Source organism: Pseudomonas sp. B14-6, from assembly GCF_013260315.1.
In the GTDB taxonomy this organism is placed as follows: Bacteria; Pseudomonadota; Gammaproteobacteria; order Pseudomonadales; family Pseudomonadaceae; genus Aquipseudomonas; species Aquipseudomonas mandelii.
The window spans coordinates 4,700,716-4,727,399 of record NZ_CP053929.1; the positions used below are offsets into that span (position 1 = coordinate 4,700,716).

The following is a 26,684-nucleotide window of genomic DNA, read 5'->3' on the forward strand; positions in this document are numbered from 1 at the left end:
AAATCGTCACCGGGGGGATGGTCACAAACGTGACGGCCGCCCCATAAGGGCGGCCGTTTTTCGTGGGATCAGCTGTTGTTGTGATCGACTTTGATGGTCGGGTCACTGCCGGCAATCAACGAGTTCAGGTTGGCGCTGGACCAGTTATTGCCTTCCAGTTTGATCGTCACATCCGGCGTTGCGGCCGCGGCATCGCCTGAGTTGAACTTGCCGCCGGAGCTGACTTGCAGCGACGACACGCCATCCACGGTGCTGATTTTCAGGAAGTTGTCGATGGTGCTGCCGGTTTCGCCTTGCAGCAGATCGCGCAGGTCGATGCGGTCACCTTCGCTGGCCTTGAAGTCCTTGATCACGTCGTTGCCGGTGTCGCCAGCCTTCCAGACGAAGGTGTCGGCACCCGAACCGCCAATCAGGATGTCGTTACCCTGACCGCCCATCAGCGAATCGTTACCCGAGCCGCCGAGCAGAATGTCATTGCCCTTGCCGCCGTCGAGCAGGTCGTTGCCGCCCTGGCCGAAGATAATGTCATTGCCCGAACCGCCCAACAGCGTGTCGTTGCCGTCATGGGCGCCGGACACGTCGAATGCGCTGTAGTGCTCGGTGATGAACTGGTGCACGTTGCTGGTGGTGACTTTGCTGACGTCCACACCGGTTTCTTTGGCGACGAACGCCTGCATCGCCTGGTAACCCTCGCCGGCGATGCCGTTGAAGCTCACCAGGTCGCCGAACAGGATGTCGTTACCATTGCCGCCATTGACCGTGTCGGCACCCGGCATGGTCGCTTCGGTGTGACCGATGATCGAGTTGGCCAGGTCTTTCGGATCAATGTTGGTTTGCGGCGTCTTGTCCGAGTCGTATGGCTTGAGGTCGCTAAGGGTGACGTCTTTGTTCAGGCCGATGGCTTCAACCGTCGACACCTTGTCCAGCAGCGCGAAACCGTTGGTCGAGTTGTCGATGGCGCTGGAGCCAGTGCTGCTGCCGTTGCCGTCGCGATAGGACAGCTCGTAAGTGCCGTTGCCCTCAGCGCGAATGGTGCCCAGTTCGGAACTGCTCCAGTAACCGCCCCACGAGTTCTTGTACGTCTGCAGTGTGACGGTGCCGGAGTTGTCGATGCTCAGGTAGTGAGTGCTGTCCAGATAACCGGAGTAGGTCTGCCCCAACTTGTAATTGGTGGTGGTGATCACATCATCGAGCTTCACGTTGCCGAACAGGGTCGGGTTGGTCTGCTCACCGCTCTGGTAATAGGTCGGCTTGCCATCGGTGATGAAATACGTGAGGTTTTTCGCCCCGGTGTTGGCCATGGCGTCGGCACTCTGGAACCAGTTCGCCGTGGTTTTGAATACGTCTTCGTAGTTGGTGCCGCCGCCCGACGACATGGAATCCAGCACCGCTTTGAGCAGGATCAGTGCATTCGGATCGTTCAGGTTCACCGAGACAGACTTATTGACCTGGTTATCGAAGTCCGCAAGGAAGATGTTCACCGTCCCGGAATTACCACCCATGCTCTGCTTGAGGGTGTTGAATACCGACGTCAGCGAGTCCTTGGCGGCGCTGATCGACGAGGCACTCATGCTGCCCGAACTGTCGACCATGAAGGCGATGTTGTAGTTGGTTCCCGGCACCACGGTCAGCCCGCCGATGTCGGCGACCATGATGTCGTTGCCGTCGGTGCCGGTGATGGTGTCATCGGCCGCCGTGGCTGTAACGGCGTTGTAGACCGCCGGGTAAACCGTGACCGGGATTGTCGCGGTGCTGGCCGCAGAGCCGCCGAGAACTTCGGTGGAGGTCGAGGTCACGGTCAGGTTGAACTGGCCGTTGTAGTACGGCGGCGGGGTCACGGTCAGGGAGCCGAGGTTCCAGCCAGTGACGTTGGCCTCACCCGACGAGGTGCTGGCGGTGAAGGTGTGGCCGGCGCCATCGGTGAGCACGGAGCCCGCCGGGATGCCGCTGATCTTCACGACCAGGCTTTCGGAGCCGTCGGTGTCCGTGAGCGCAGTTTTGATCGCAGACAGGTGAACGCTGGTGCCTTCGGCCGCTTCGTTGAGCTTGTAGCCGTCGTAGTAGCCTTCGCCGTTGGTGCCGTGCAGGTCGGAAACTGTCACGCCGGAAGCGGCCAGATCTGCCACGCCGGTGTACAGCGGCACACCAGCGCTGCTCAGGTCGACCGCCGCGCCGCCGTTGACCGACAGGTTGACGTCATAGCTGCCCGGGCCGCTCTGGTTGTGGTGGTAGATATCCAGGGTGTAGTAGCCGCTGGCGGTCGGGGTGAACGAACCGCTCAGGTTGCCGCCCGCGCCCCAGAGCGCGCTGGCCACGTTTTTGCCGCCGATGGTCACGAGCAGGCTGTCATCGCCGGTGCCGCTGAAGCTGTAAGTCTTGCCGGCTTCAAGGTAGATCAGGCCGGACGTTTTTGATGCGGTGCCAGCGGTCACGCTGCCGTCGGACTGCACGTTGGTCACGGTAGTGCTGCTGTTCGGTTTGCCGGCCGCATCGATCACCGACTTCAGCGTGTTCGACGCCGCGCCGCTGCCATCAGTGCCGAGGCCCGACAGGCCGGTCCAGACTTCCTTGATCAGCCCGGTGGATTTGACACTGTTGTCCGCCACGCTCAAGGACGGCGCGTCAGCCACCGGCGTGATGTCGATCTTGATCGTGCCGATGTTGCCCAACGTCGTGCCGTCAGTAGGCTGGAACTTGATCTGTGCGTAGTCCGCCAGATTGTTGCCGACGCCGGTGCCGCCGTAGCCATTGGCGCCGGACTCGTTGGCATCCGGCAGGAAGCGCACTTTACCCGCGTCGATGTCAGCCTTGGACAGGGTCTGGTTGGTCGTCACGTCAGTCCAGGTCGAACCGTTCAGGTACTGCAATTTGCCTTCGCCCGGCAGGCCGGTGATTTTTACGCCGAGGCTGGCGGCCGGACTGTCGACGTCGCTGACGCCGAAGGTCGACCAGCCGAGGATCAGCGGGGTGTCCTCAGTGCCGGTGAGGTTAACCGGCGCGGCGGTTGGCGCATCGTTCACTGCCACGACGTTGACGGTGGTGGTCGCAGTGTTGGAGTAGTTGCTGCCATCGGTCACCGTCACGGTGATGATCCGCGGCACGGTGCTCGGGTCTTCACTGCTGTTGGTGAAACTGATGTTCTTGATCTGCTGCATGTAATCGGCCAGCGTCGCATTGCCGGACAACGTCAGCGTGACGGTGCCGTCCTTGCTGTTGGCATTGATGGAGATGCCGTTGACGCTGTTGCCCAGGTTCAGCGCGTCGCCCGGTTGACGGTTGGTCAGCACGATGGTCGCGCCGGTCAGCAGGGTGCTGTCCGGGTCGGTGATTTTCAGGTCGGTGTCGCCGATCGATACACCTTGGCCCGTGGTGCCTTCGGTGAAGGTCACGTTGTAGTTGGCCCCAGTGGCGCCGCTGGAGTTGTTGGCGTCCAGGTCGAGCACGGGCGGCGCATCGTTGTCGATGATCGAAGTGCTGATGCTGCCGTTGGACGCGCTGATCGCCAGGTTCTCGAAGTTGCCGCCGGTGGCCGAGTCGATCTTGACCACGAAGTTCTCGGTGCCCTCGGTGATCCTGTTGTCCAAGGTCGCGACATTGAAATTCGCCGTGCTGGCGCCCGCCGGAATTTTCACGGTGTACACGCCGGTGAAGTCCGAACCGTCGGCGGCGGTGCCGCTGTAGGTGATCTTCAGGGTGACTTCGGTCTGCGCCGGGCTCGTCAGGCTGACGGTGTAACTGGCGGTCTGGCCCTCAGTCACCGAGGTGCTGCCGGTGATGCTGACTTCGGTCCGGTCGAGGGTATCGGTGACGTTGGTGACGGCCGCCACCGGGCTTTTGACCAGGCTCTCGAAATTACCACCGGTGGCGTTGCTGATGGTCGCCTGGACCGTGCCTGCGTCTTTGTAGACGTCGTCGGCCGGTGCCTTGACGGTCACGGAGCCGCTGGTGGCGTTGGCGGCGATGGTGATCACTGCGCCGTTGCTCAATGTCACGGTGACCGGAGTGCCGGCCGCGTTGGTCAGGTTCGCGGTGTAGACGATCGAACCGCCCTCAGCGACCGAATCGGTTGCTGTCAGGCTCAGCGTGGTGGTGTCGGCCGAGTCGGTGACCGAGGTGTCCGCCGACTTGCCATCGACGTCGAGCTTCTCGTAATTGCCGCCCTTGGCGTCGTCGATTTTGACGCTCAGGGAGCCGCCACCGGCCAAGGCATCGTTCGGTGCGATGAAGTTCACACTGGCGCTGCTCGCGCCGACCGGAATGGTGATGGTCTGGTTGTTGGAGAGGGTCACGACAACCGGGGAACCGGTCACTGGCGCAGTCACGGACGCGGTGTAAACCACGGTGCCGCCTTCGGCCACGGAAGGCGTGGCGGTCAGGCTGACGGTCGAGGTGTTGATCGTGTCGGTGACGTTGGTGACGGCCGCCGCCGGGCTTTTGACCAGGTTCTCGAAATTACCACCGGTGGCGTTGCTGATGGTCGCCTGGACCGTACCCGCGTCTTTGTAGACGTCGTCGGCCGGAGCCTTGACGGTCACGGCGCCGCTGGTGGCGCCGGCGGCGATGGTGATCACGGCGCCGTTCGACAGGTTTACGGTGACTGGTGTGCCGGCCGCATGGGTCAGGTTAGCGGTGTAGACGATCGAGCCGCCTTCAGCGACCGAATCGGTTGCTGTCAGGCTAAGCGTGGTGGTGTCGGCCGAATCGGTGACCGAGGTATCCGCTGACTTGCCGTCGACGTCCAGCTTCTCGTAGTTACCGCCCTTGGCGTCGTCGATCTTGACGCTCAGGGAGCCGCTGCCCGCGAGGGCATCGTTTGGTGCAACAAAATTCACGCTACCCGAACTTGCTCCGACCGGAATGGTGATGGTCTGGCCGTTGGACAAGCTCACGACAACCGGCGAACCGGTCACTGGCGCGGTGACGGACGCGGTGTAAACCACGGTACCGCCTTCGGCGACGGAAGAAGTCGCTGTGAGGCTGACGGTCGAGGTGTCGACGGTGTCGGTCACATCGGTGACCGCTGCCGCTGGGTCTTTCACCAGGTTTTCAAAGTTGCCGCCAGTGGCATCCTTGATGGTCGTTTCGACTTTGCCCGCGTCTTTGTAGACGTCATCGGCCGGCGCCTTGACGGTCACGGAGCCGCTGGTGGCGCCGGCGGCAATGGTGATCACCGCGCCGTTCGACAGGTTTACGGTGACTGGTGTGCCGGCCGCGTTGGTCAGGTTGGCGGTGTAGACGATGGAACCGCCTTCAGCGACCGAATCTGTTGCTGTCAGGCTCAGAGTGGTGGTGTCCGCCGAGTCGGTGACCGAGGTATCCGCCGACTTGCCGTCGACGTCCAGCTTCTCGTAGTTACCGCCCTTGGCGTCGTCGATCTTGACGCTCAGGGAGCCGCCACCGGCCAAGGCATCGTTCGGCGCAACGTAGTTCACGCTGGCGCTGCTCGAACCGACCGGGATGGTGATGGTCTGGTTGTTGGAGAGGGTCACCACTACTGGCGAACCGGTCACTGGTGCAGAGACGGATGCGGTGTAAACCACGGTACCGCCTTCGGCGACGGAAGAAGTCGCAGTCAGGCTGACGGTCGAGGTGTCGATGGTGTCGGTCACATCGGTGACCGCTGCCGCTGGGTCTTTAACCAGGTTCTCAAAGTTGCCGCCAGTGGCATCCTTGATGGTCGCTTCGACTTTCCCGGCGTCTTTGTAGACGTCATCGGCCGGCGCCTTGACGGTCACGGAGCCGCTGGTGGCGCCGGCGGCGATGGTGATCACCGCGCCGTTCGACAGGTTTATGGTGACTGGTGTGCCGGCCGCGTTGGTCAGGTTGGCGGTGTAGACGATCGAGCCGCCTTCAGCGACCGAATCGGTTGCTGTCAGGCTAAGCGTGGTGGTGTCCGCCGAGTCGGTGACCGAGGTGTCGGCCGACTTGCCATCGACGTCCAGCTTCTCGTAATTGCCGCCCTTCGCATCATCAATCTTGACGCTCAGCGAGCCGCCGCCCGCCAGGGCATCGTTTGGCGCAACGTAGTTCACGCTGGCGCTGCTCGAGCCAACCGGAATGGTGATGGTCTGGTTGTTGGAGAGGGTCACCACTACTGGCGAACCGGTCACTGGTGCAGAGACGGATGCGGTGTACACCACGGTGCCGCCTTCGACCACGGAAGGCGTGGCGGTCAGGCTGACGGTCGAGGTGTCGATCGTGTCGGTGACGCTGGTCACAGCGGCAGCCGGGTCTTTCACCAGGTTCTCAAAGTTGCCGCCAGTGGCATCCTTGATGGTCGCTTCGACTTTCCCGGCATCTTTGTAGACGTCATCGGCTGGCGCCTTGACGGTCACGGAGCCGCTGGTGGCTCCGGCGGCGATGGTGATCACGGCGCCGTTGCTCAGGTTCACGGTGACCGGCGTGCCGGCCGCGTTGGTCAGGTTGGCGGTGTAGACGATCGAACCGCCTTCAGCGACCGAATCAGTAGCGCTCAAGCTCAACGTCGTGGCGTCCGCGCTGTCGGTCACTTTGGTGACGACGGCGGAGCGGTCGGTGTCGAGTTTTTCGAAGTTGCCGCCCGTGCTCTCTGCAATCGCTGCCCGAACAGGCGAGGCGCCGGTGTAGACGTCATTTGGCACGGTGTACGGCGCCGAACCGCTGGACTCGCCGGCCTTGATGTTGATCACCAGACCGTTATTCAGGGTCACGGTCATGGCCGTGTCGGCAGGATGGCTCAACGTGGCGGTGTAGTTGATCTGACCACCTTCGCCGACGGTGCTCACATCGGCACTGAGCTTGAGCGTGGTGGTATCCACGGTGTCGTTGACGGTGGTGGTGTGCGTGGTTTTGCTGACGTCGAGTTTTTCGAAATTGCCGCCGTCGGTGCTGGCGATGCCAACGGTGATTTTGCTGCCGTCCTTGTAGACGTCATCGCTCGGCGCCGGAACGGTGATGAGGCCCGACTTGTCGCCGGCCTTGATCACGACGCTCTCGCCGTTGCTCAGTTTGACCGTCATGTCCGTGCCGGCGGCATTGCTGAGGTTGACGGTGTACGTGATGGTGCCGCCCTCGACCACGTAGTCGCTGGCGGTCATGGTCACTTTGGTGGTGTCCAGGGTGTCACTGATGGCGGTCGAGGTCGGGGTCTTGTCGGCGACCAGGCTCTCGTAATTGCCCCCCGTCACATCCTTGATGGCGTTGGTCAGCGGCTCGTGGCCGACCAAGGCATCGTTCGGCGCTTTGACGGTGATCGAGGCGTTACTTTCGCCGACCGCAATGGTGATTTTTTCGCCATTGGACAAGGTCACGACGACCGGCGAACCGGTGACCGGCGCGGTGACGGAAGCGGTGTAGACCACGTTGCCGCCTTCGGCGACAGAGGAAGTTGCGGTCAGGCTGACGGTCGACGTATTGATCGTGTCAGTGACTTCAGTAACCGCCGCTCCCGGGCTGGTGACCAGGTTTTCGAAGTTGCCGCCAGTCGCGTCTTTGATGGTCGCTTCGACTTTTCCGGCATCTTTGTAGACGTCATCGGCTGGTGCCTTGACCGTCACGGAGCCGACCGTCGCGCCGGCCGCGATGGTGATCACGGCACCGTTCGACAGGTTCACAGTGACCGGGGTGCCGGCAGCATTGGTCAACGTCGCGGTATAGACAATCGAACCGCCTTCCGCGACCGAGTCGGTAGCGCTCAGGCTGACGGTGGTGGTGTCTGCGGAATCAGTAATCGAGGTGTCTGCCGACTTGCCGTCGATGTCCAGCTTCTCGTAGTTGCCACCCTTCGCGTCGTCGATTTTCACGCTCAGAGAACCACCGCCCGCCAATGCGTCGTTTGGCGTTATGAAGTCCAAACTGGCGCTGCTCGAGCCGACCGGAATGGTGATGGTCTGGCCGTTGGACAAGGTCACGACAACCGGCGAGCCGGTCACCGGAGCGGTAACGGACGCGGTGTAAACCACGGTCCCGCCTTCCGCCACGCTGCTGTTGGCCGTCAAGCTGACGGTCGAGGTATCGAGGGTGTCGGTAACGTCAGTCACTGCCGGAACAGTGCTTGGCACCAGGTTCTCGAAGTTGCCACCAGTCGCGTCTTTGATGGTCGCTTCGACTTTCCCGGCATCTTTGTAGACGTCATCGGCAGGCGCCTTGACCGTCACGGAGCCGACCGTCGCGCCGGCCGCGATGGTGATCACCGCACCGTTGCTCAGGTTCACGGTGACCGGGGTGCCGGCAGCATTGGTCAACGTCGCGGTGTAGACAATCGAACCGCCTTCCGCGACCGAGTCCGAAGCGCTCAGGCTCAGGGTGGTGGTGTCTTTGACGTCGGTCACCGAAGTCACCGCCGGGGTTTGATTCGCCACCAGGTTTTCGTAGTTGCCGCCGGTGGTGCCATCGATTTTCACGCTCAGCGAACCGCCGCCAGCCAAGGCGTCGTTCGGTGCAACAAAATTCACGCTACCCGAACTCGCACCGACCGGAATGGTGATGAACTGGCCGTTGGACAACGCCACTACCACCGGCGAACCGGTCACTGGTGCATTGACCGACGCGGTGTAAACCACGGTGCCGCCTTCGACCGTGCTGGCCGTGGCGGTCAGGGAGACGGTGCTGTTGTTGATGGTGTCGGTTACGTCGGTGACTGCTGGCGTCTTGTCGGCCACCAGGTTTTCGAAGTTGCCACCGGTGGTCTTGGTGATGCTGGCGTCGACTTTGCCAGCGTCTTTGTAGACGTCATCCTTGGGGGCGGCGAAGTTCACCGAACCGCTGGTGGCGCCCTTGGCGATGTTGATGACTGCGCCGTTGCTCAACGTCACGGTCATTGCAGTGCCAGCGGCATTGGTCAGGGTCGCGGTGTAGACGATCGAACCACCCTCGGCGACCGAACCGGTGGCGCTCAGGCTCAGGCCGGTGGTGTCGGTCGAATCGGTGACGGTGGTGACCGCCGGCGAAGAGCTGGTGACGACTTTTTCGAAGTTGCCGCCGTTGTGGCTGGCAATCGTTGCCTGGACTTTTCCGCCGTCGATGTACGGCGTATTGGCCGGTGCAGCGAAGTTCACCGAACCGGTGGTGGCGCCGGCGGCGATGTTGATCACTGCGCCGTTGCTCAACTTCACGGTCATCGCCGTGTCCGTCGGGTTGCTCAGGGTGGCGGTGTAGGTGATCTGGCCACCTTCGCTCACGGTGTGGCTGGCCGACAGGGACAGGGACGTCGTGTCCACCGTGTCTTTGACGGTGGTGCTCACTGACGTCTTGCTGCCGTCGAGTTTTTCGAAGTTGCCACCGCTGGCGTCCGTCATCTTGACGGTGAGCTTGCCGGCATCCTTGTAGACGTCGTCGCTCGGCGCCGCGATGGTGACCGAACCGCTGGTCTTGCCGGCTTCGATGGTGATGGTCTCGCCGTTGCTCAGCTTGACGGTCACCGGGGTTTGCGCGGCGTTGGTCAGGGTCGCGGTGTAGGTGATGTGCGAACCTTCGAGCACAGACTTGTCAGCGCTGAGGGTCAGTTGTGTGGTGTTAGTGGTGTCGGCGACGTTGGTCACGGCCGGATTCGGGCTGGTGACCAGGTTCTCAAAGTTGCCGCCAGCGGCGTCCTTGATGGTGACTTCGAGTTTGCCAGCGTCTTTGTAGACGTCGTCTTTCGGCGCGTCGACGGTCACGGTGCCAGTGGTTTTACCAGCCGCAATGGTGATCACGGCACCGTTGCTCAGGGTCACGGTGACCGGAGTGCCGGCCGGATTAGTCAGGCTCGCGGTGTAAACGATCGACCCCCCTCGTTGACGTTGCCGGTGGCAGTCAGCGACAGGGTGGTGGTGTCGACGGTGTCGGTCACGCTGGTGCTGACCGGGGTTTTATCGGCGACCAGGTTTTCGTAGTTGCCGCCACTGACGTTGGTGATCGAATTACTCACCGGCGCGTGGCCGCTCAGCACATCATTCGAGACCACGGCGTTGACGGTGCCGCTGCTGGCGCCGACCGCTATGGTGATGGTCTGACCGTTGGCCAGCGTCACGATCACAGGCGAGCCGGTGACAGGTGCGCCGACCGAGGCGGTGTACACCACGGTGCCGCCTTCAGCCACTGTGCTCGTGGCGGTCAGCGTGACGGTCGACGTGTCGAGGGTGTCGGTGACGCTGGTCACCGCTGCGGCCGGGTCCTTGACCAGGTTTTCGAAGTTGCCGCCAGTGGCGTCCTTGATGGTTGCTTCGACTTTGCCGGCATCTTTGTAGACGTCATCGGCCGGTGCCTTGACGGTCACGGAGCCGCTGGTGGCGCCGGCTGCAATGGTGATCACGGCGCCGTTGCTCAGGGTGACGGTGACTGGTGTGCCAGCCGCGTTGGTCAGGTTGGCGGTGTAGACGATCGAACCGCCTTCAGCGACCGAATCGGTTGCTGTCAGGCTCAGCGTGGTGGTGTCCGCCGAGTCGGTGACCGAGGTGTCGGCCGACTTGCCGTCGACGTCCAGCTTCTCGTAGTTACCGCCCTTGGCGTCGTCGATTTTGACGCTCAGCGAGCCGCCGCCGGCGAGGGCATCGTTCGGCGCAACGTAGTTCACGCTGGCGCTGCTCGAACCGACCGGAATGGTGATGGTCTGGCCGTTGGACAAGCTCACGACAACTGGCGAGCCGGTCACTGGCGCGGTGACGGACGCGGTGTACACCACGGTGCCGCCTTCGGCGACGGAAGAAGTCGCAGTGAGGCTGACGGTCGAGGTGTCGACGGTGTCGGTGACGCTGGTCACCGCTGCGGCCGGGTCCTTGACCAGGTTTTCGAAGTTGCCGCCAGTGGCGTCCTTGATGGTTGCTTCGACTTTGCCGGCATCTTTGTAGACGTCATCGGCTGGCGCCTTGACGGTCACGGAGCCGCTGGTAGCGCCGGCTGCAATGGTGATGACGGCGCCGTTGCTCAGGGTGACGGTGACCGGCGTGCCGGCCGCGTTGGTCAGGTTCGCGGTGTAGACGATCGAGCCGCCTTCAGCGACCGAGTCGGTTGCTGTCAGGCTAAGCGTGGTGGTGTCCGCCGAGTCGGTGACCGAGGTGTCCGCCGACTTGCCATCGACGTCCAGCTTCTCGTAATTGCCGCCCTTCGCATCATCAATCTTGACGCTCAGCGAGCTGCCGCCCGCCAGGGCATCGTTTGGCGCAACGTAGTTCACGCTGGCGCTGCTCGAGCCGACCGGAATGGTGATGGTCTGGCCGTTGGACAAGCTCACGACAACCGGCGAACCGGTCACTGGCGCGGTGACGGACGCGGTGTAAACCACGGTGCCGCCTTCGGCCACGGACGAAGTCGCAGTGAGGCTGACGGTCGAGGTGTCGACAGTGTCGGTGACGCTGGTCACCGCTGCGGCCGGGTCCTTGACCAGGTTTTCGAAGTTGCCGCCAGTGGCGTCCTTGATGGTTGCTTCGACTTTGCCCGCGTCTTTGTAGACGTCATCGGCCGGCGCCTTGACGGTCACGGAGCCGCTGGTGGCACCGGCGGCGATGGTGATCACCGCGCCGTTCGACAGGTTTACGGTGACTGGTGTGCCAGCCGCGTTGGTCAGGTTGGCGGTGTAGACGATCGAACCGCCTTCAGCGACCGAATCTGTTGCTGTCAGGCTCAGAGTGGTGGTGTCCGCCGAGTCGGTGACCGAGGTGTCGGCCGACTTGCCATCGACGTCGAGCTTCTCGTAGTTACCGCCCTTGGCGTCGTCGATTTTGACGCTCAGCGAGTTGCCGCCCGCCAGGGCATCGTTTGGTGCAACAAAATTCACGCTACCCGAACTTGCGCCAACCGGGATGGTGATGGTCTGGCCGTTGGACAAGCTCACGACAACTGGCGAGCCGGTCACTGGCGCAGTCACGGACGCGGTGTACACCACGGTGCCGCCTTCGGCCACGGACGAAGTCGCAGTGAGGCTGACGGTCGAGGTATCGACGGTGTCGGTGACGCTGGTCACCGCTGCGGCCGGGTCCTTGACCAGGTTTTCGAAGTTGCCGCCAGTGGCGTCCTTGATGGTCGCTTCGACTTTGCCGGCGTCTTTGTAGACGTCATCGGCCGGTGCCTTGACGGTCACGGAGCCGCTGGTGGCGCCGGCGGCGATGGTGATCACGGCGCCGTTGCTCAGGGTGACGGTGACCGGCGTGCCAGCCGCGTTGGTCAGGTTGGCGGTGTAGACGATGGAACCGCCTTCGGCGACCGAATCGGTTGCTGTGAGGCTCAGAGTGGTGGTGTCCGCCGAATCGGTGACCGAGGTGTCCGCCGACTTGCCATCGACGTCCAGCTTCTCGTAGTTACCGCCCTTGGCGTCGTCGATCTTGACGCTCAGCGAGCTGCCGCCCGCCAGGGCATCGTTCGGTGCAACAAAATTCACGCTACCCGAACTTGCGCCAACCGGAATGGTGATGGTCTGGCCGTTGGACAAGCTCACGACGACCGGCGAACCGGTCACTGGCGCAGTCACGGACGCGGTGTACACCACGGTGCCGTCTTCAGCCACAGTGGACGTCGCGGTCAGGCTGACGGTCGAGGTATCGAGGGTATCGGTAATGTCAGTGACTGCCGGAACAGTGCTCGGCACCAGGTTTTCGAAGTTGCCGCCAGTGGCGTCCTTGATGGTCGCTTCGACTTTACCGGCGTCTTTGTAAACGTCATCTGCAGGCGCCGGGACGCTCACGCTGCCAGTGGTGGCACCCGCCGCGATGGTGATCACCGCGCCGTTCGAAAGGGTGACGGTGACTGGCGTGCCAGCCGCATTGGTCAGGGTCGCGGTGTACAGAATCTGACCACCCTCAGCCACTTCGGTGGACGCCGACAGGCTCAGGCCAGTGTCGTCCTTCGAGTCGGTAATGGCGGTCAGCGCCGGCTCGGTGCTCGGAGTCAGTTGCTCGAAATTGCCGCCGGTGGTCCCGGTGATGGTGGTGCTGACGGTGCTGCCGTTGTTGTAAACGTCATTGTCCGTGGTGTCGACGGTCACGCTGCCGGTGGTCTTGCCCGCTTCGATGGTGATGACCGAGCCATTGCTCAAGGTCACGGTCATCGGCGTGCCGGCCGGGTTGGTCAGGGTCGCGGTGTAAGTGATCTGGCCGCCTTCGACCACGGTGCCAGTGGCGGTGAGGCTCAGGCCGGTGTTGTCGACCGAGTCAGTAATGGTGGTGACCGCTGGCGTGGTGCTCGGAGTCAGTTGTTCGAAATTGCCGCCGGTGGTCCCGGTGATGGTGGTGCTGACGGTGCTGCCGTTGTTGTAAACGTCATTGTCCGCGGTATCGACGGTCACGCTGCCGGTGGTCTTGCCCGCTTCGATGGAGATGACCGAGCCATTGCTCAAGGTCACAGTCATCGGCGTGCCGGCCGGGTTGGTCAGGGTTGCGGTGTAAGTGATCTGGCCGCCTTCGACCACGGTGCCGGTGGCGGTGAGGCTCAGGCCGGTGTTGTCGACCGAGTCGGTAACGGTGGTGACCGCAGGTGTAGTACTAGGCACCAGGTTTTCGAAGTTGCCGCCGGTAGCGCCAGTGATCGTGGCGCTGACGGTGCTGCCGTTCTGATAAACGTCATTGGCCGCAGTGTCGACGTTCACGGTGCCGGTGGTTTTGCCGGCTTCGATGGTGATGGTCGAGCCGTTGGACAGGGTGACAGTGACCGGCGTTTGAGCCGGGTTGTTCAGTGTGGCGGTGTAGGTGATCTGGCCGCCTTCGGTGACCGTCGAACCCGCCGTCAGTGTGAGGGTGGTGGTGTCCGGCGAGTCGGTAATGGTGGTCACGGCCGGAGCCGGGTTTGGCACCAGGTTCTCAAAATTGCCGCCGGTGGCGCCGGTAATCGTGGTGGTGACCGTGCTGCCGTTGTTGTAGACGTCGTTGGCTGGAGTCGACACGTCGACGGTGCCAGTGGTTTTACCCGCATCGATGGTGATCGTCGACCCGTTGGACAGGGTGATGGTGACCGGTGTCTGCGCCGGGTTGGTCAATGTCGCGGTGTAAGTGATCTGGCCGCCTTCGGTGACGCTGGCGCCAGCGGTCAAGGTGACCGTTGTGGTGTCGACGGTGTCGGTGACCTGGGTCACGGCCGGTGTCGTCGGCGGGGTGACGGTGATGCCGTTGCCACCCGTGGTGCCGGTGACGGTCACGTTGATCTGGGTCGAGTCGTTATAAACAGTGTCGTTCGGCGCGAGCGGGACGTTGACGGTACCGGTCAACTGGCCGGCCTGGATCACGATCACCGAGCCATTGGACAGGGTGATGGTCAGGTCGGTCAGCGGCGCCTGGGTCAGGGTCGCAGTGTAAACCAGTACGCCACCGGCCTCGGTGATGCTCGGCGTGGCGCTCAGGCTCAAGGTCGATTCGCGCTGTACGTTGGCGCTAGTGTCAGCCGTCTGGCCACCGGTGGTGAGTTGTGCCGCCTGTGCCGCAGTGCTGAGGCCCGCGGTCGGGAAACCAATGGTCGGGTCTACCCGGCCAGCGGTTGCGTCCAGCATCACGAAGCTGTGACCGCCACCCGCCGCACCGCCCGTGCCCGCAGCGGTAGGGCCGGCTGCGGTGGCTTCGAGTTCAGTGGTCGGGTCGGCACCGGCAACGATGGCTTGTTGCAGTTCTTCAACCGATGGCGCGGCTTGTGCAGTGGCTTCTGACAGGTCAGTGCTGGAATCCGGGTCGCTGGCGCTCCACTGAGTGTCGCGGCCCAGGTCCAGGGTGCGGCCGTCAGCCAGTTCCAGCGTAACGGCGCCCGCCGCGCCCGTGTCTACCTGATCGCCGGCAAACAACCGGTCGCCTTCAACGAGTACTCGGCGAATGCCCTCTGGGGACACCGCGAAAACCTGACCGACAATGCTTTTGACGATGGCCACAACACTGCTCATTGAAGACTCTCCGGGTGTCACGTTCAGTTGACTTCCATGGACCTGATGGCGCTTTCGCCAACTCAGTCTGGACGTACTTTCAAGGTATTCGAGGCACAACTTTGACGCGGTTAATCGTCAACAAATTGGCTATACTTTTTCGCTATAAACTATATGCCAAACTATTGACCTTAGTGCTGTCATCCTAAACACTCGTCCCAGTAATGTCACATTGATATTTAGGTAACTACCCGCCCCGCAGAGTGCGATTCAGTTCCAAATTCAAACTTTCCGACACACGGTCATTCCGATGGTCATCATCCGATGCAGCGGTACGTTCTGCAGTGATTCAAGACAAGTAATTCCGGGAAATTCCAACATGCGTTTGCACCTGTTCAAGGCTCTACCCTTCGCTCTAGCCGCCAGTTTTGTTCAGGCGCAGTCACTTCCGGAGGCCATGCAACAGGCGTTGGATGTCCATCCGGAAATCCAGGCAGGTGTTAATAGTCGATTGGCCGCGGATTATCAGTTAAAGGCTGCAAAAGGTGGATACCTTCCCCGGGTCGATCTGCTGGGCGGTTATGGTCGCGAAGGCACTGACAGCGTCACCACCCGCGCGGCCGGCAGTGACAATCACTGGGAAACCCTAAACCGCAGCGAGTCAAGTTTGCGTCTATCGCAAATGGTTTTTGACGGTTTTGCGACGTCCAGTGAAGTGGGGCGTCAACAAGCCACCGTTAATTCCCGTGCTTATTCCTTGTTGGGCACGTCCGAACGTACCGCATTGACCGTGGCGCAGGTTTACCTCGATGTACTGACCCGCCGCGAGTTCGTGCGCCTGGCCACAGACAACCTGAAGAGCCACGAACGTATTTTTGACCAGATCAAGTTGCGCACCCAGCGCGGCGTCGGCAGCGGTGCCGACCTCGACCAGGCCGAAGCGCGTATGGCCCAGGCCCGCAACAACCTGATCACCGAACAGACCAACCTGGCGGACGCCGAGACCAACTTCCTCAGTGCCGTGGGCCAGATGCCCGATCAATTGGAGCGGCCTGCCGATTTCCTCGCGCTGTTGCCGGCCAACCTGAATGAAGCCCGGGCGCAGATGCTGGAAAACAGCCCGATCCTGCGTTCGGCCGAGTCCGACATCGCTGCGGCCGAAAAACAGTATGACGCCGCCAAATCGTCCTTCTACCCGCGCTTCGATGCCGAACTGGGTCGCTCCGCCGACAACGATCTCGACGGTCAGAACGGCCACAGCAACGAATGGCAGGCCATGTTGCGCATGCGCTTCAATCTGTATGCCGGCGGCAGCAACAAGGCGGATCTGGAATCCAAGTCCTACCTGTCCAACCAGGCGCTGGATATCCGCAATAACGCCCTGCGCGTATTGAACGAAGAGTTGGGCCTGGCCTGGAACGCGTTGAACAACGCCAACGCCCAGGTGCCGATCGCCCAGCAATATGTCGATCACAGCACAAGCGTGCGCACCGCGTACCAGAAGCAGTTCAGCCTGGGCGAGCGCACCCTGCTCGACCTGCTCGACAGTGAAAACGAACTGTTCACCGCTTCCCGTCGCCTGGCCGAGATCAAGAACATTCAGTTATTTACTCAATACCGAATCAAGGCGACCATGGGCGAGTTGCTCAAGAGCCAGGGAGTGGTCGCACCGTTGGCATCCGTTGTGCAGAACGACGTGAAGCCCAGGGTCCAGCTACCCGGGATGAATTGAGTCTTCCCTTTTTACTGTTAGCCAAGAGTGCCGAGCGTGGAATCAGAAGTCAGTCGAGTTCAACTCATTCATGATCCACGCGCGCTGCACGACGATCCGTTACTGGACGGTCTGCTAGCCCTTTGCACCCTGCATCAGAAACCGGCCAGCGCCGCGATGCTGACCACCGGCCTGCCGTTGCCCAAGCAGCGTCTGAGCGTTGAGTTGTTGCCCCGCGCCGCCGCTCGCGCCGGTCTGCAAGGGCGGGTGCTGGTGCGCAAGCTGGAGCAGATTCCGGCGATTGCGATGCCGGCGCTGCTGCTGCTCAAGGATGGCCGCAGCGCCGTCCTGCTCGGCTGGCACGGTGAAGACCAGGCCCGCCTGCTGATCAGCGAAAGCGACGGTGGCGAAAGCCTCGTCAGCCGCGAACTGCTGGCCGACGACTACATCGGCAAAGTGTTCTTCGCCCAACCCCAGCACAAATTCGACGTCAATCACGGCACGCTGATCCCGCGCGCGCGCTCGTGGTTCCGCGACACCCTCAAGCGTTCGCGCTGGCTGTACGCCGACGCCATCGCCGCCAGTTTCCTGATCAACATCATCGCCATGGCCGCGCCGCTGTTTGTGATGAATGTCTACGACCGCGTGGTGCCGAACCAGGCGGAATCGACGCTGTGGGTGCTGGCCATCGGCATCACCGGGGCGTATCTGTTCGACCTGATCCTCAAGAGCCTGCGCAGCCTGTGCCTGGACCTGGCCGGGAAGAAAACTGACCTGATCATTTCGGCGACGTTGTTCGAACGCATTGTCGGCATGGCCATGAAGTACCGCCCGGCCCGGGTCGGCAGCTTCGCGCAGAACATCCATGAATTTCAGAGCCTGCGCGACTTCCTCGCCTCGCTGACCCTGACCAGCCTCATCGATCTACCGTTTACGCTGCTGATCTTCATGGTCATCGCCATTCTCGGCGGGCACCTGGTGTGGATACCTGTGCTGGCATTCCCGATTGCCCTGCTGATCGGCTATGCGCTGCAAAAGCCGCTGGTGGCGACCATGGAACGAACCATGGCCTTGGGCGCCGAGCGCCAGTCGAGCCTGATCGAAACCCTCGCCGGCCTCGATGCGGTGAAGGTCAACAACGCCGAAAGCGAACGCCAGTATCAGTGGGAACAGACCATCGGCACGCTCAGCCGCCTCGAACTTCGGGTGAAAATGCTCTCCGGCCTGGCGATGAACATCACCTTGCTGATCCAGCAATTGGCCGGGGTGATCATGATTGTCTTCGGCGTGTACCAGATCATTGCCGGCAATTTGAGCATGGGCGGTCTGATTGCCTGCTACATGCTCAGTGGCCGCGCGCTCAGCCCGCTGGCTTCGTTGTCCGGCCTGCTGACCCGCTACCAGCAAGCGCGGGTGACCATGGTCTCGGTGGACCAGATGATGGAGCTGCCGCAAGAACGCAACTTCGAAGAGCGCCCGCTGAGCCGCAAGGTACTGCAAGGTGCCATCGAATGCCGGCAGATGAACTTCACCTACCCGAATCAACAGAACGCGGCGCTGAAAAACATCAACCTGATCATCAAGCCGGGCGAGAAGATTGGCATCATCGGTCGTAGCGGCTCGGGCAAAAGCTCCCTGGCCAAACTGCTGGTGGGGCTCTATCAGCCGGACGACGGCGCGCTGTTGGTGGACGGTGTCGACATCCGTCAGATCGACGTTAGCGAATTGCGCCACAACATCGGCTACGTCGCGCAGGACATCCAGCTGCTGGCCGGCACCCTGCGCGACAACCTGGTCTCGGGCGCGCGCTATGTAGAAGACGAAATGGTCCTGCAAGCCGCCGAGCTGGCCGGCGTGCATGAGTTTGCCCGCCTGCACCCGCAAGGCTATGAGCTGCAAGTCGGCGAACGCGGGCAGAACCTGTCCGGCGGTCAGCGCCAGAACGTGGCCCTGGCCCGTGCGCTGCTGCTCAACCCGCCGATCCTGCTGCTCGACGAACCGACCAGCGCTATGGACAACACTGGCGAAGAACGCCTCAAGCAACGCCTCGCGGCGGTGGTTGAAAACAAGACCGTGGTGCTGGTGACGCACCGGGCATCGCTGTTGTCGCTGGTGGATCGCCTGATCGTCATCGACCGTGGACAAATACTCGCCGATGGCCCGAAAGCCTCCGTGATGGAAGCGTTGAAGAAGGGGCAGATCAGTGTTGCTTAAGTCGGGTTTCAAGGATTCGATCCGCCGTTACTTCAAAGGCTCCGAGTCGCTGCATGGCCAGCCACTTCCCGAGGTCAATAAAGCCCTTATCGAAGACGCCCCGCGTGTGGTGCGGCTGACGATCTGGGCGATCATCGGCTTTTTCATATTCCTGATGCTCTGGGCCAATTACGCGGTGATCGACGAAGTCACCAAGGGCGACGGCAAGGCGATTCCGTCGTCGAAGATCCAGAAAATCCAGAACCTTGAGGGCGGTATCGTCTCCGAGTTGTTCGTCACCGAAGGGCAGATTGTCGATGCCGGGGCGCCGCTGATTCGCCTGGACGACACGCGGTTTGCCTCCAACGTGGGCGAGACCGAAGCCGATCGGCTGTCGATGCTGCTGCGCGTGGAGCGTTTGAGCGCCGAGGTCGATGACCGTCCGCTGAACTTCCCCGCTGATGTGCTCAAGGCTGTTCCCGGTCAGGCCGCCAGCGAAGAGTCGCTGTACATCAGTCGTCGTCAGCAACTGCACGATGAGATCGGTGGTTTGCAGGAGCAGTTGATCCAGCGTCAGCAAGAGCTGCGCGAATTCACCTCCAAACAGTCGCAGTACCGCAATGGACTGTCGTTGCAGCGTCAGGAAATCAACATGTCCGAGCCGCTGGTGGCTCAGGGCGCGGTGTCGCCGGTCGAGGTTTTACGGCTCAAGCGGGCTGAGGTCGAAACCCGTGGGCAACTGGACGCCACGACACTGGCAATCCCACGCGCCGAATCGGCAATCAAGGAAGTGCAGCGCAAGATCGACGAGACGCGCGGCAAGTTCCGCAGCGAAGCCCTGACCCAACTCAACGAGGCCCGCACCGACCTGAACAAGGCCCAGGCCACCGGCAAGGCACTGGAAGACCGGGTCAGCCGGACGCTGGTCACTTCACCGGTGCGCGGCATCGTCAACAAGTTGCTGGTAAACACCATTGGCGGCGTGATCCAGCCGGGCAGCGATCTGGTGGAAATCGTACCGCTGGACGACACCTTGCTGGTGGAAGCGAAGATTCGCCCGCAGGACATTGCGTTCCTGCACCCGGGCCAGGAAGCGACGGTGAAGTTCACGGCGTATGACTACACCATTTACGGTGGGCTGAAGGCCAGGCTTGAGCAGATCGGTGCCGACACCATCACCGATGAAGACAAGAAGACGACGTACTACATCATCAAACTGCGCACGGATCGCAGTCACCTGGGGACAGATGAAAAGCCGTTGCTGATCATTCCGGGGATGGTGGCTTCGGTGGATATCATTACTGGCAAGAAGACAGTTCTCAGCTATTTGCTCAAGCCGATTATCCGGGCCCGCGCCGAAGCGCTGCACGAGCGGTAGTTCTCGGTTGGGGCTGATGGCCTCTTCGCGGGCAAGCCTCGCTCCTACAGGGATTTGTGAACGCGCTATCCCATGTAGGAGCGAGGCTTGCCCGCGAAGGCGGCGTCAAAAACGCCGCAAGCCGAAAGCCACATCGTTATTCATTAACGGTATTCAAATTTCAATTCTTGGTGGAGAACCTGGTGTTTGACACGCTGGAGCGCGTGACTGTTAAACGCTGGGGGACGCAGCGCTGAGTTTTGCAGTGTCTGAGCTGGCCTCATCGCGAGCAGGCTCACACCCACAGGGTTTTGTGTTGAATACAAAATCTGCGTCCACTGAAGATCCCCTGCAGGAGTGAGCCTGCTCGCGATGAGGCCGGTCCAGCCAACACAATAATTGGGGATGTTTGCTAGCATTGCGTCTGAATCAATCCAGCCCAGACACGAGTGCTCAACATGCAACTCCCGGACATGAACCTTCTGGTCGCCCTAGACGCCTTGCTCGATGAAGGCAGTGTGGTGGGTGCCGCGCGGCGGATGAACCTCAGCCCGGCGGCCATGAGCCGAACACTCACGCGAATCCGCGAGGCCATCGGCGATCCGATTCTGGTGCGCGCCGGTCGTGGTCTGGTGCCGACGCCCAAGGCGTTGGAGCTCCGCGAGCAAGTGCGCGACGTCGTCGAGCAGGCCGCGTTGCTCTTTCGCTCGGCTGATGCGGTGGACTTGGGTTCGTTGCGTCGTCGGTTCAACATCCGGGCCAATGACTTCTTCGTCGGTGTCTACGGCGGCAAGCTGTTTGACACCCTCGACCGCCAGGCGCCGCATTGCGAGCTGCGCTACGTCCCCGAGGGCGATGGCGATGATGAAGCGCTGCGCGAAGGGCGCATCGACCTGAGCATCAGCAACACCCGGCCGCTGACCCCGGAAGTGAAGGTGCAGAATCTGTTTTCCACTCATTTCGTCGGCCTGGTGCGCGAAGACCATCCGCTATTCGACGAAGAGATCACGGCCGAGCGCTTCGCCGGTTTCTCTCACATCAGCATGTCCCGTCGCGGCATTGCTCGCGGGCCGATCGATACAGCACTCAATGCCCTTGGGCTTGAACGGCGGGTGGCGGTGATTGCGCCGAGTTTCCATGCGGCGATGTTTGCGTTGCCGGATTCCAACCTGATTTTACCGGTGCCCAAGGAGGCACTGTTGAGTGTGCGGCGCCTGGGCTTGAAGCTGCGCTCGTTTACCCTGCCGGTTCCCTTGCCCACGCTGATGCTGACCCAGGCCTGGCACCCGCGTTTCGACAAGGATCCGGCGCATCGCTGGCTGCGTGAAACGCTCAAGGCGTGCTGTGACGAGACCTGGCTGGCCGCACAACCCACCTGAAATTGAACACTGTCCCCTGTGGGAGCGAGCCTGCTCGCGATAGGGCCATCACATTCAATATAGAGGTTGACTGAACCACCGCTATCGCGAGCAGGCTCGCTCCCACAGGGGTTTTGTATTGCTGCATAGAGCGCACTTATAACCTGCCCATAAGTCAATTTTCGTCAGGTTCCACACTTCCTAAAATGCTTCGGTATTCAACCCCCGGAGCTTGCACCAAATGACTTCCCTCACGGTCACGGCACCTCTCGCCGCGGCCAGTCCGGCCGCCGTTACGCCTCCGGTCTTCGGCCCGCGGATCATCATCGGTCTGGTCGGCGTATTGCTGGCGGTGTTGGTGTCGGGCCTCAACGAGATGGTGACCAAGGTCGCGCTGGCTGACATTCGCGGCGCATTGGCGATCGGCTACGACGAGGGCACCTGGCTGGTTGCCAGTTACACGGCGACCTCGGTAGCCGCCATGGCCTTCGCGCCCTGGTGCGCGGTGACGTTCTCGCTGCGGCGTTTCACCCTCTGCGCCATCAGCGCCTTCACCCTGCTGGGCGTGTTGTGCCCGTTCGCTCCGACCTACGAAAACCTGCTGGTTATGCGCACCTTGCAAGGCCTGGCCGGCGGCGCACTTCCGCCGATGCTGATGACCGTCGCGCTGCGCTTTTTACCGGCCAACGTGAAGCTATACGGTCTGGCGGGGTATGCGCTGACGGCCACCTTCGGCCCAGGGCTCGGGACCCCTCTGGCCGGTTTGTGGACCGAGTACGTCGGCTGGCAATGGACCTTCTGGCAAATCATCGCACCGTGCCTGATTGCCATGGCGGCCGTGGCCTACGGCTTGCCGCAGGATCCGCTGCGTCTGGAGCGCTTCAAGCAGTTCAACTGGCGCGGCTTGCTGCTGGGTTTTCCGGCGATCTGCATGTTGGTGATCGGCATTCTGCAGGGCAATCGGCTGGACTGGTTCGAGTCGAGCCTGATCTGCGGATTGCTCGGCGGTGGGTTGCTGCTGTTGGTACTGTTTTTGATCAATGAATGGTCGCAGCCGATCCCGTTTTTCAAGATGCAGATGCTCGGCATCCGCAACCTGTCGTTCGCCTTGTTGACCCTGGCGGGCGTGTTGGTCGTGCTGCTGGCAGTGATCATCATCCCGTCCAGCTATCTGGCGCAGGTCCAGGGTTATCGCCCGGTTCAGACCGCGCCTATCATGCTGCTGGCGGCCCTGCCACAGTTGATCGCGCTGCCGTTGGTGGCGGCGCTGTGCAACCTGCGTTGGGTCGATTGCCGCTGGGTGCTGGGGCTCGGCTTGAGCATGTTGGCGCTGTCATGCATCGGCGGTTCGCAGCTCACCTCGGTGTGGATTCGCGACGATTTCTACGCGTTGCAATGGCTGCAAATCTTCGGTCAACCCATGGCGGTGCTGCCGTTGCTGATGCTCTCGACCGGCAGCATCACGTCGATGGAAGGCCCGTATGCCTCGGCCTGGTTCAACACCGTGAAAGGCTTGGCGGCGGTGATCGCCACCGGGGTGATCGAGGCGTTGACCACGTCGCGGCTGCATTTCCATTCGACCATGCTGGTGGACAACCTCGGCAACTCCCCTCTGACCAACAGCGACGGCGCCGGCCTTGCCCATCGGCTGCATGAGCAGGCTGTGGTGCTGACGGCATCGGATCTTTATCTGTGCATGGCCGGCGTCGCGCTGACGTTGATCTTGCTGATTTTCTGGCTGCCGACGCGGATTTATCCACCGCGTGCACCGACATGAATGCTTCACTGAAACAGAAGGTTTTTATGACGACTCAAACAAAGCAAAAAGTGGCTGTCGGCGTCGCCGCAGTGGTGGCGGTCGGCGTGCTGATTTACCTGCTGGCGCCAGGCGTTTTCGGTAAGCGCAGCCAGCAGAACACCAATGATGCCTTTGTCTCGGCGGACTTCACCTTGGTGGTGCCTCGCGTGGCGGGTTTCATCAAGGAAGTGCTGGTGGAAGACAACCAGCAGGTCAAGGCCGGGCAGTTGCTGGCGTTGATCGATGACCGCGACCTGCGTGCCGCCGCCCAAGCCGCCGATGCCGAAACGCTGGTGGCCAGGGCGCAACTGCAAAATGCTAAGGCGACCCTTGAACGCCAGACGTCGGTGATCGCTCAGGCCCAGGCCACGGTGGTGTCGGCCAAGGCTGAAATGGCCTTCGCCGAGCATGAACTGAACCGCTACAACCACCTCGCCGGGGTCGGTGCCGGCACTGTGCAGAATGCTCAGCAAGCGCGCACGCGCATCGATCAGGCCTCCGCGCGGTTGGCCAACGTCACGGCGGTGCTGGCGGCGGAACGCAAGCAAGTGGAGATACTCACCGCTCAGCGCGACGCGGCCGACGGTGGATTGAAGCGGGCGCAAGCGGCGCTGGAAATGGCCAGCTACGAGTTGTCTTACACGCGCATCGTTGCCCCTCAGGACGGCATGGTGGGCGAGCGGGCTGTGCGGGTCGGCGCTTACGTAACGCCGGGCAGCAAGATTCTGGCGGTGGTGCCGCTGGCACAGGCTTACGTGGTCGCCAATTTCCAGGAAACCCAACTGACCGACGTGAAGCCTGGGCAGGATGTGCAAGTGCGTGTCGACAGCCTCGGTGGCGAGGTCCTGACGGGGCGCGTCGAGAGCATCGCGCCGGCGACCGGTGTGACGTTTGCGTCGATCAAACCGGACAATGCCACCGGCAACTTCACCAAGGTGGTGCAGCGAATTCCGGTGAAGATCATTCTGGATCCGGGGCAGGCATTGGCCGAGCGGTTGCGGGTGGGGATGTCGGTGGAGGCGAGGATTGATACGGCCAGTGAGGCGACTGCGTCCGAGGTGGTTCAGCGATGAAGATCTTCGTTGGCCACTGGCCTCAACTCACCCTGTGCGCCTCGCTGGTCATGAGCCTTTCCGCCTGCACCGTCGGCCCCGACTTCCAGAAGCCTCAACCCCAAAAAATCACTGAATGGTCAAAACCATCAAAAGCCGCCGCCAGCGAAGCGGTATCCACCGACATGAACGAACGCTGGTGGGACGTCTTCAACGACCCAAAACTCACGGCCCTGACCCAGCGCGCCTTGACCGATAACCTCGATCTGAAACTCGCCACCAGCCGCTTGCAGCAAAGCCGTGCGGCGCGTCAGGTCATCACGGCCGACCGTTATCCGAATACCGCCGCCACCGGCAGCTACGGGCGCAAACGCAACAGCGGAGAAGGTCTGAACGACCCATCAGGCAACAACGGTGATTCGGCGTTCAACCTCTGGGACGCCGGCTTCTCCGCTTCCTGGGAACTGGATTTCTGGGGCCGTGTGCGCCGCGAAACCGAAGCCGCCGATGCGACCCTGGAAGTCGCGGAAAACGATCGCCGTGGGGTGCTGCTGTCGGTGCTCGCCGAAACCGCTCAGGACTATATTCAACTGCGCGGCGTGCAGAGCACGCGGGCCGTTACCGAGCAAAACCTCGAGGTCGCCCGGCACAGCCTGAAGCTTTCGCAACTGCGTCTGGCCGACGGCGTTGCCACTGACCTTGATGTCGCCGAAGCGGCTGCCCAAGTCGCCGCCATCGAGTCGCGTCTGCCCGCGCTGGAACAGCGCCAGTCACAACTGATCAACGCCCTGAGCTTGTTGATGGGCGAACCGCCTCAAGCGCTCCAGGCCGAGTTATCCACAGACGCCCCCGTGCCTTCGACACCGCGCCAGGTCGCCATTGGCCTGCCGTCGCAATTGGCTGAACGCCGCCCGGATATTCGTCAGGCCGAAGCCCGACTGCACGCCGCTACTGCGAGCATCGGCGTGGCCAAGGGGGACTTCTATCCGCGGATTACCCTGTCGGGCAACATCGGTTCGCAAGCCATGCAACTGAGCGATTTCGGCTCCTGGGGCTCGCGCTCGTTCGGCATCGGCCCGCAATTCAGCCTGCCGCTGTTCGATGGTGGCCGCCTGCGCGGGGTCCTGAACTTACGCGAGGCCCAGCAACAGGAAGCCGCCATCGCTTACCAGCAAACCGTCCTGCGCGCCTGGCATGAAATCGACGATCAACTGAGCGCCTACAACGCCAGCCAACTACGCCGCGACAGCCTCGCCGAAGCCGTCCGCCAAAACCGGATCGCCCTGCGCACCGCGCAGCAGCAATATGTGGAAGGGGTGGTGGATTTCGTTAACGTACTGACAGTGCAAGGCGCCTTGTTGGCGACACAGGAGCAGTTTGTCGAGAGCTCGACCGGGGTGTCGCTGGCGATGGTGGGTTTGTATAAGGCGTTGGGTGGGGGATGGGAGTCGGTGTATCCGTTGGCTAGTGTCGTTACCAGTAATCCGGTTTGATGGCGGGAGCCTTATGGGTCGGTACCCGTGTCTGAAATTGGTGTACCTGCAACTCTTCAGAGGTGACGACACGCCGCATCCAGTGAGAGTGCTCCTTCAAAGAACCTGGTGATGGGCGGTTTAACTCGGCACGGTGAGGAAGAATGACCCCGACTTTCATGTCAGGAAAATCTTCTCGAATTGCTTTCAGGGCTGGAGTCATGTCTGTGTCACTGGATACCAGGACTAGCTGTTCGATTTGTTTATTAGCATGGAACTTGGTCTGTCTTGCGGCTGTGCGATACATGCTGATCGCAATGTGGACATCTGTCTCTTTCTCTTCAAGCTTCCAGATGTCGACTTTGTCTTGGCGAGAGGCGCCAGTTTTTCTGTCAATGAAGCGAGGTGCTTTCGCGGGCTCAAGCTTATGGCGACCGTAGTGAACGGCAACGTTGGTTGCTTTTAATGCACGCAAATAGGTGTCTTGAGCTTCTTTGGAGGCTCGGCCGCGAGTTGCAAGCTCTGGCTTGACGGATGAGGTGAAGTAATCAACCGAGATTAATGAGCTTTGGGGATTCTCGATGTAAGCGACATGGCCCAGCAAACTTTTCAGATTGAGCCATTTGTATGGCGTGCCCGCGAGTAATCCATAGAACACGTTGTAGCCATCGACAAAAAACGCGGTTCGCACAAACTCAATCCTCTGAAACGAAAAAACCGGCCGAAGCCGGTTTCTTCACCCCAACGGCCAGTGAATTTAATCTCTGCGTACGGGGTTCAGTTGGGGAATCCTAAGTCGGGTGTGTCATATACGTCAACCCACTGGCTGATCAACATTTGACTCGATTGAAGGATTTCCAGCGCCGGCGAGTCAGTTTTGATCGCCGACCTTGGTGATGGTCAAGGCGTTATCGGCCTGAGTTATTAGTAATTGCTACAGGAAGAGTGTTGAGGT

General features: G+C 61.5%; 10 protein-coding genes. 7 read left to right on the forward strand and 3 right to left on the reverse strand.

Features of this window, described 5'->3' with window-relative positions; genetic code table 11:
• Positions 1 to 68 precede the first annotated feature (68 nt).
• Both HP062_RS21590 and HP062_RS31540 read right to left on the reverse strand, forming a co-directional pair.
• On the reverse strand, positions 69 to 9,740 hold the full coding sequence (locus tag HP062_RS21590; RefSeq protein WP_372242824.1) for an immunoglobulin-like domain-containing protein: 9,672 nt from the start codon (positions 9,738 to 9,740) through the stop codon (positions 69 to 71).
• On the reverse strand, positions 9,719 to 14,809 hold the full coding sequence (locus HP062_RS31540) for a retention module-containing protein (RefSeq protein WP_372242679.1): 5,091 nt from the start codon (positions 14,807 to 14,809) through the stop codon (positions 9,719 to 9,721). The genes HP062_RS21590 and HP062_RS31540 overlap by 22 nt, the downstream gene beginning before the upstream one ends.
• Before the next feature lie 358 nt (positions 14,810 to 15,167).
• Between HP062_RS31540 and HP062_RS21595 the strand changes: the two genes are divergently transcribed.
• The 7 genes from HP062_RS21595 (at position 15,168) to HP062_RS21625 (ending at position 25,750) form a co-directional block, all read left to right on the forward strand.
• Positions 15,168 to 16,520, forward strand: coding sequence for a TolC family outer membrane protein (locus HP062_RS21595; protein WP_010464927.1), 1,353 nt, complete (start codon positions 15,168 to 15,170; stop codon positions 16,518 to 16,520).
• A 36-nt stretch (positions 16,521 to 16,556) separates the two neighbouring features.
• Complete coding sequence (locus tag HP062_RS21600) at positions 16,557 to 18,713, forward strand: type I secretion system permease/ATPase (protein ID WP_172791994.1); 2,157 nt, start codon at positions 16,557 to 16,559, stop codon at positions 18,711 to 18,713.
• On the forward strand, positions 18,703 to 20,070 hold the full coding sequence (locus tag HP062_RS21605) for an HlyD family type I secretion periplasmic adaptor subunit (protein WP_145309058.1): 1,368 nt from the start codon (positions 18,703 to 18,705) through the stop codon (positions 20,068 to 20,070). The genes HP062_RS21600 and HP062_RS21605 overlap by 11 nt, the downstream gene beginning before the upstream one ends.
• A 437-nt stretch (positions 20,071 to 20,507) precedes the next feature.
• A complete protein-coding gene (locus HP062_RS21610) occupies positions 20,508 to 21,428 on the forward strand; it encodes a LysR family transcriptional regulator (protein ID WP_077750398.1) in 921 nt (306 codons plus the stop codon).
• A gap of 220 nt (positions 21,429 to 21,648) precedes the next feature.
• The gene (locus tag HP062_RS21615; protein WP_172791995.1) at positions 21,649 to 23,184 is read left to right on the forward strand and encodes an MFS transporter; all 1,536 of its coding nucleotides are present in this window, start codon (positions 21,649 to 21,651) and stop codon (positions 23,182 to 23,184) included.
• A 26-nt stretch (positions 23,185 to 23,210) separates the two neighbouring features.
• Entirely contained in the window at positions 23,211 to 24,278 is a 1,068-nt protein-coding gene (locus HP062_RS21620) for an HlyD family secretion protein (protein ID WP_154913445.1), read from the forward strand.
• Positions 24,275 to 25,750 (forward strand): efflux transporter outer membrane subunit, encoded by a 1,476-nt coding sequence (locus tag HP062_RS21625; RefSeq protein ID WP_172791996.1) that lies wholly within the window; start codon positions 24,275 to 24,277, stop codon positions 25,748 to 25,750. Before HP062_RS21620 ends, HP062_RS21625 begins: the two co-directional genes overlap by 4 nt.
• Here the strand turns inward: HP062_RS21625 and HP062_RS21630 are convergent.
• Complete coding sequence (locus tag HP062_RS21630) at positions 25,731 to 26,420, reverse strand: NYN domain-containing protein (protein ID WP_145309060.1); 690 nt, start codon at positions 26,418 to 26,420, stop codon at positions 25,731 to 25,733. The two genes, HP062_RS21625 and HP062_RS21630, sit on opposite strands and share 20 nt — an antisense overlap.
• Positions 26,421 to 26,684: the final 264 nt, after the last annotated feature.

Excerpts from the sequence above, each read along its gene's own strand:
- HP062_RS31540 (WP_372242679.1), bottom strand. The coding sequence starts at position 14,809 with ATGAGCAGTGTTGTGGCCATCGTCAAAAGCATTGTCGGTCAGGTTTTC.
- HP062_RS21595 (WP_010464927.1), top strand. The coding sequence starts at position 15,168 with ATGCGTTTGCACCTGTTCAAGGCTCTACCCTTCGCTCTAGCCGCCAGT.
- HP062_RS21610 (WP_077750398.1), top strand. The coding sequence starts at position 20,508 with ATGCAACTCCCGGACATGAACCTTCTGGTCGCCCTAGACGCCTTGCTC.
- HP062_RS21615 (WP_172791995.1), top strand. The coding sequence starts at position 21,649 with ATGACTTCCCTCACGGTCACGGCACCTCTCGCCGCGGCCAGTCCGGCC.
- HP062_RS21620 (WP_154913445.1), top strand. The coding sequence starts at position 23,211 with ATGACGACTCAAACAAAGCAAAAAGTGGCTGTCGGCGTCGCCGCAGTG.
- HP062_RS21625 (WP_172791996.1), top strand. The coding sequence starts at position 24,275 with ATGAAGATCTTCGTTGGCCACTGGCCTCAACTCACCCTGTGCGCCTCG.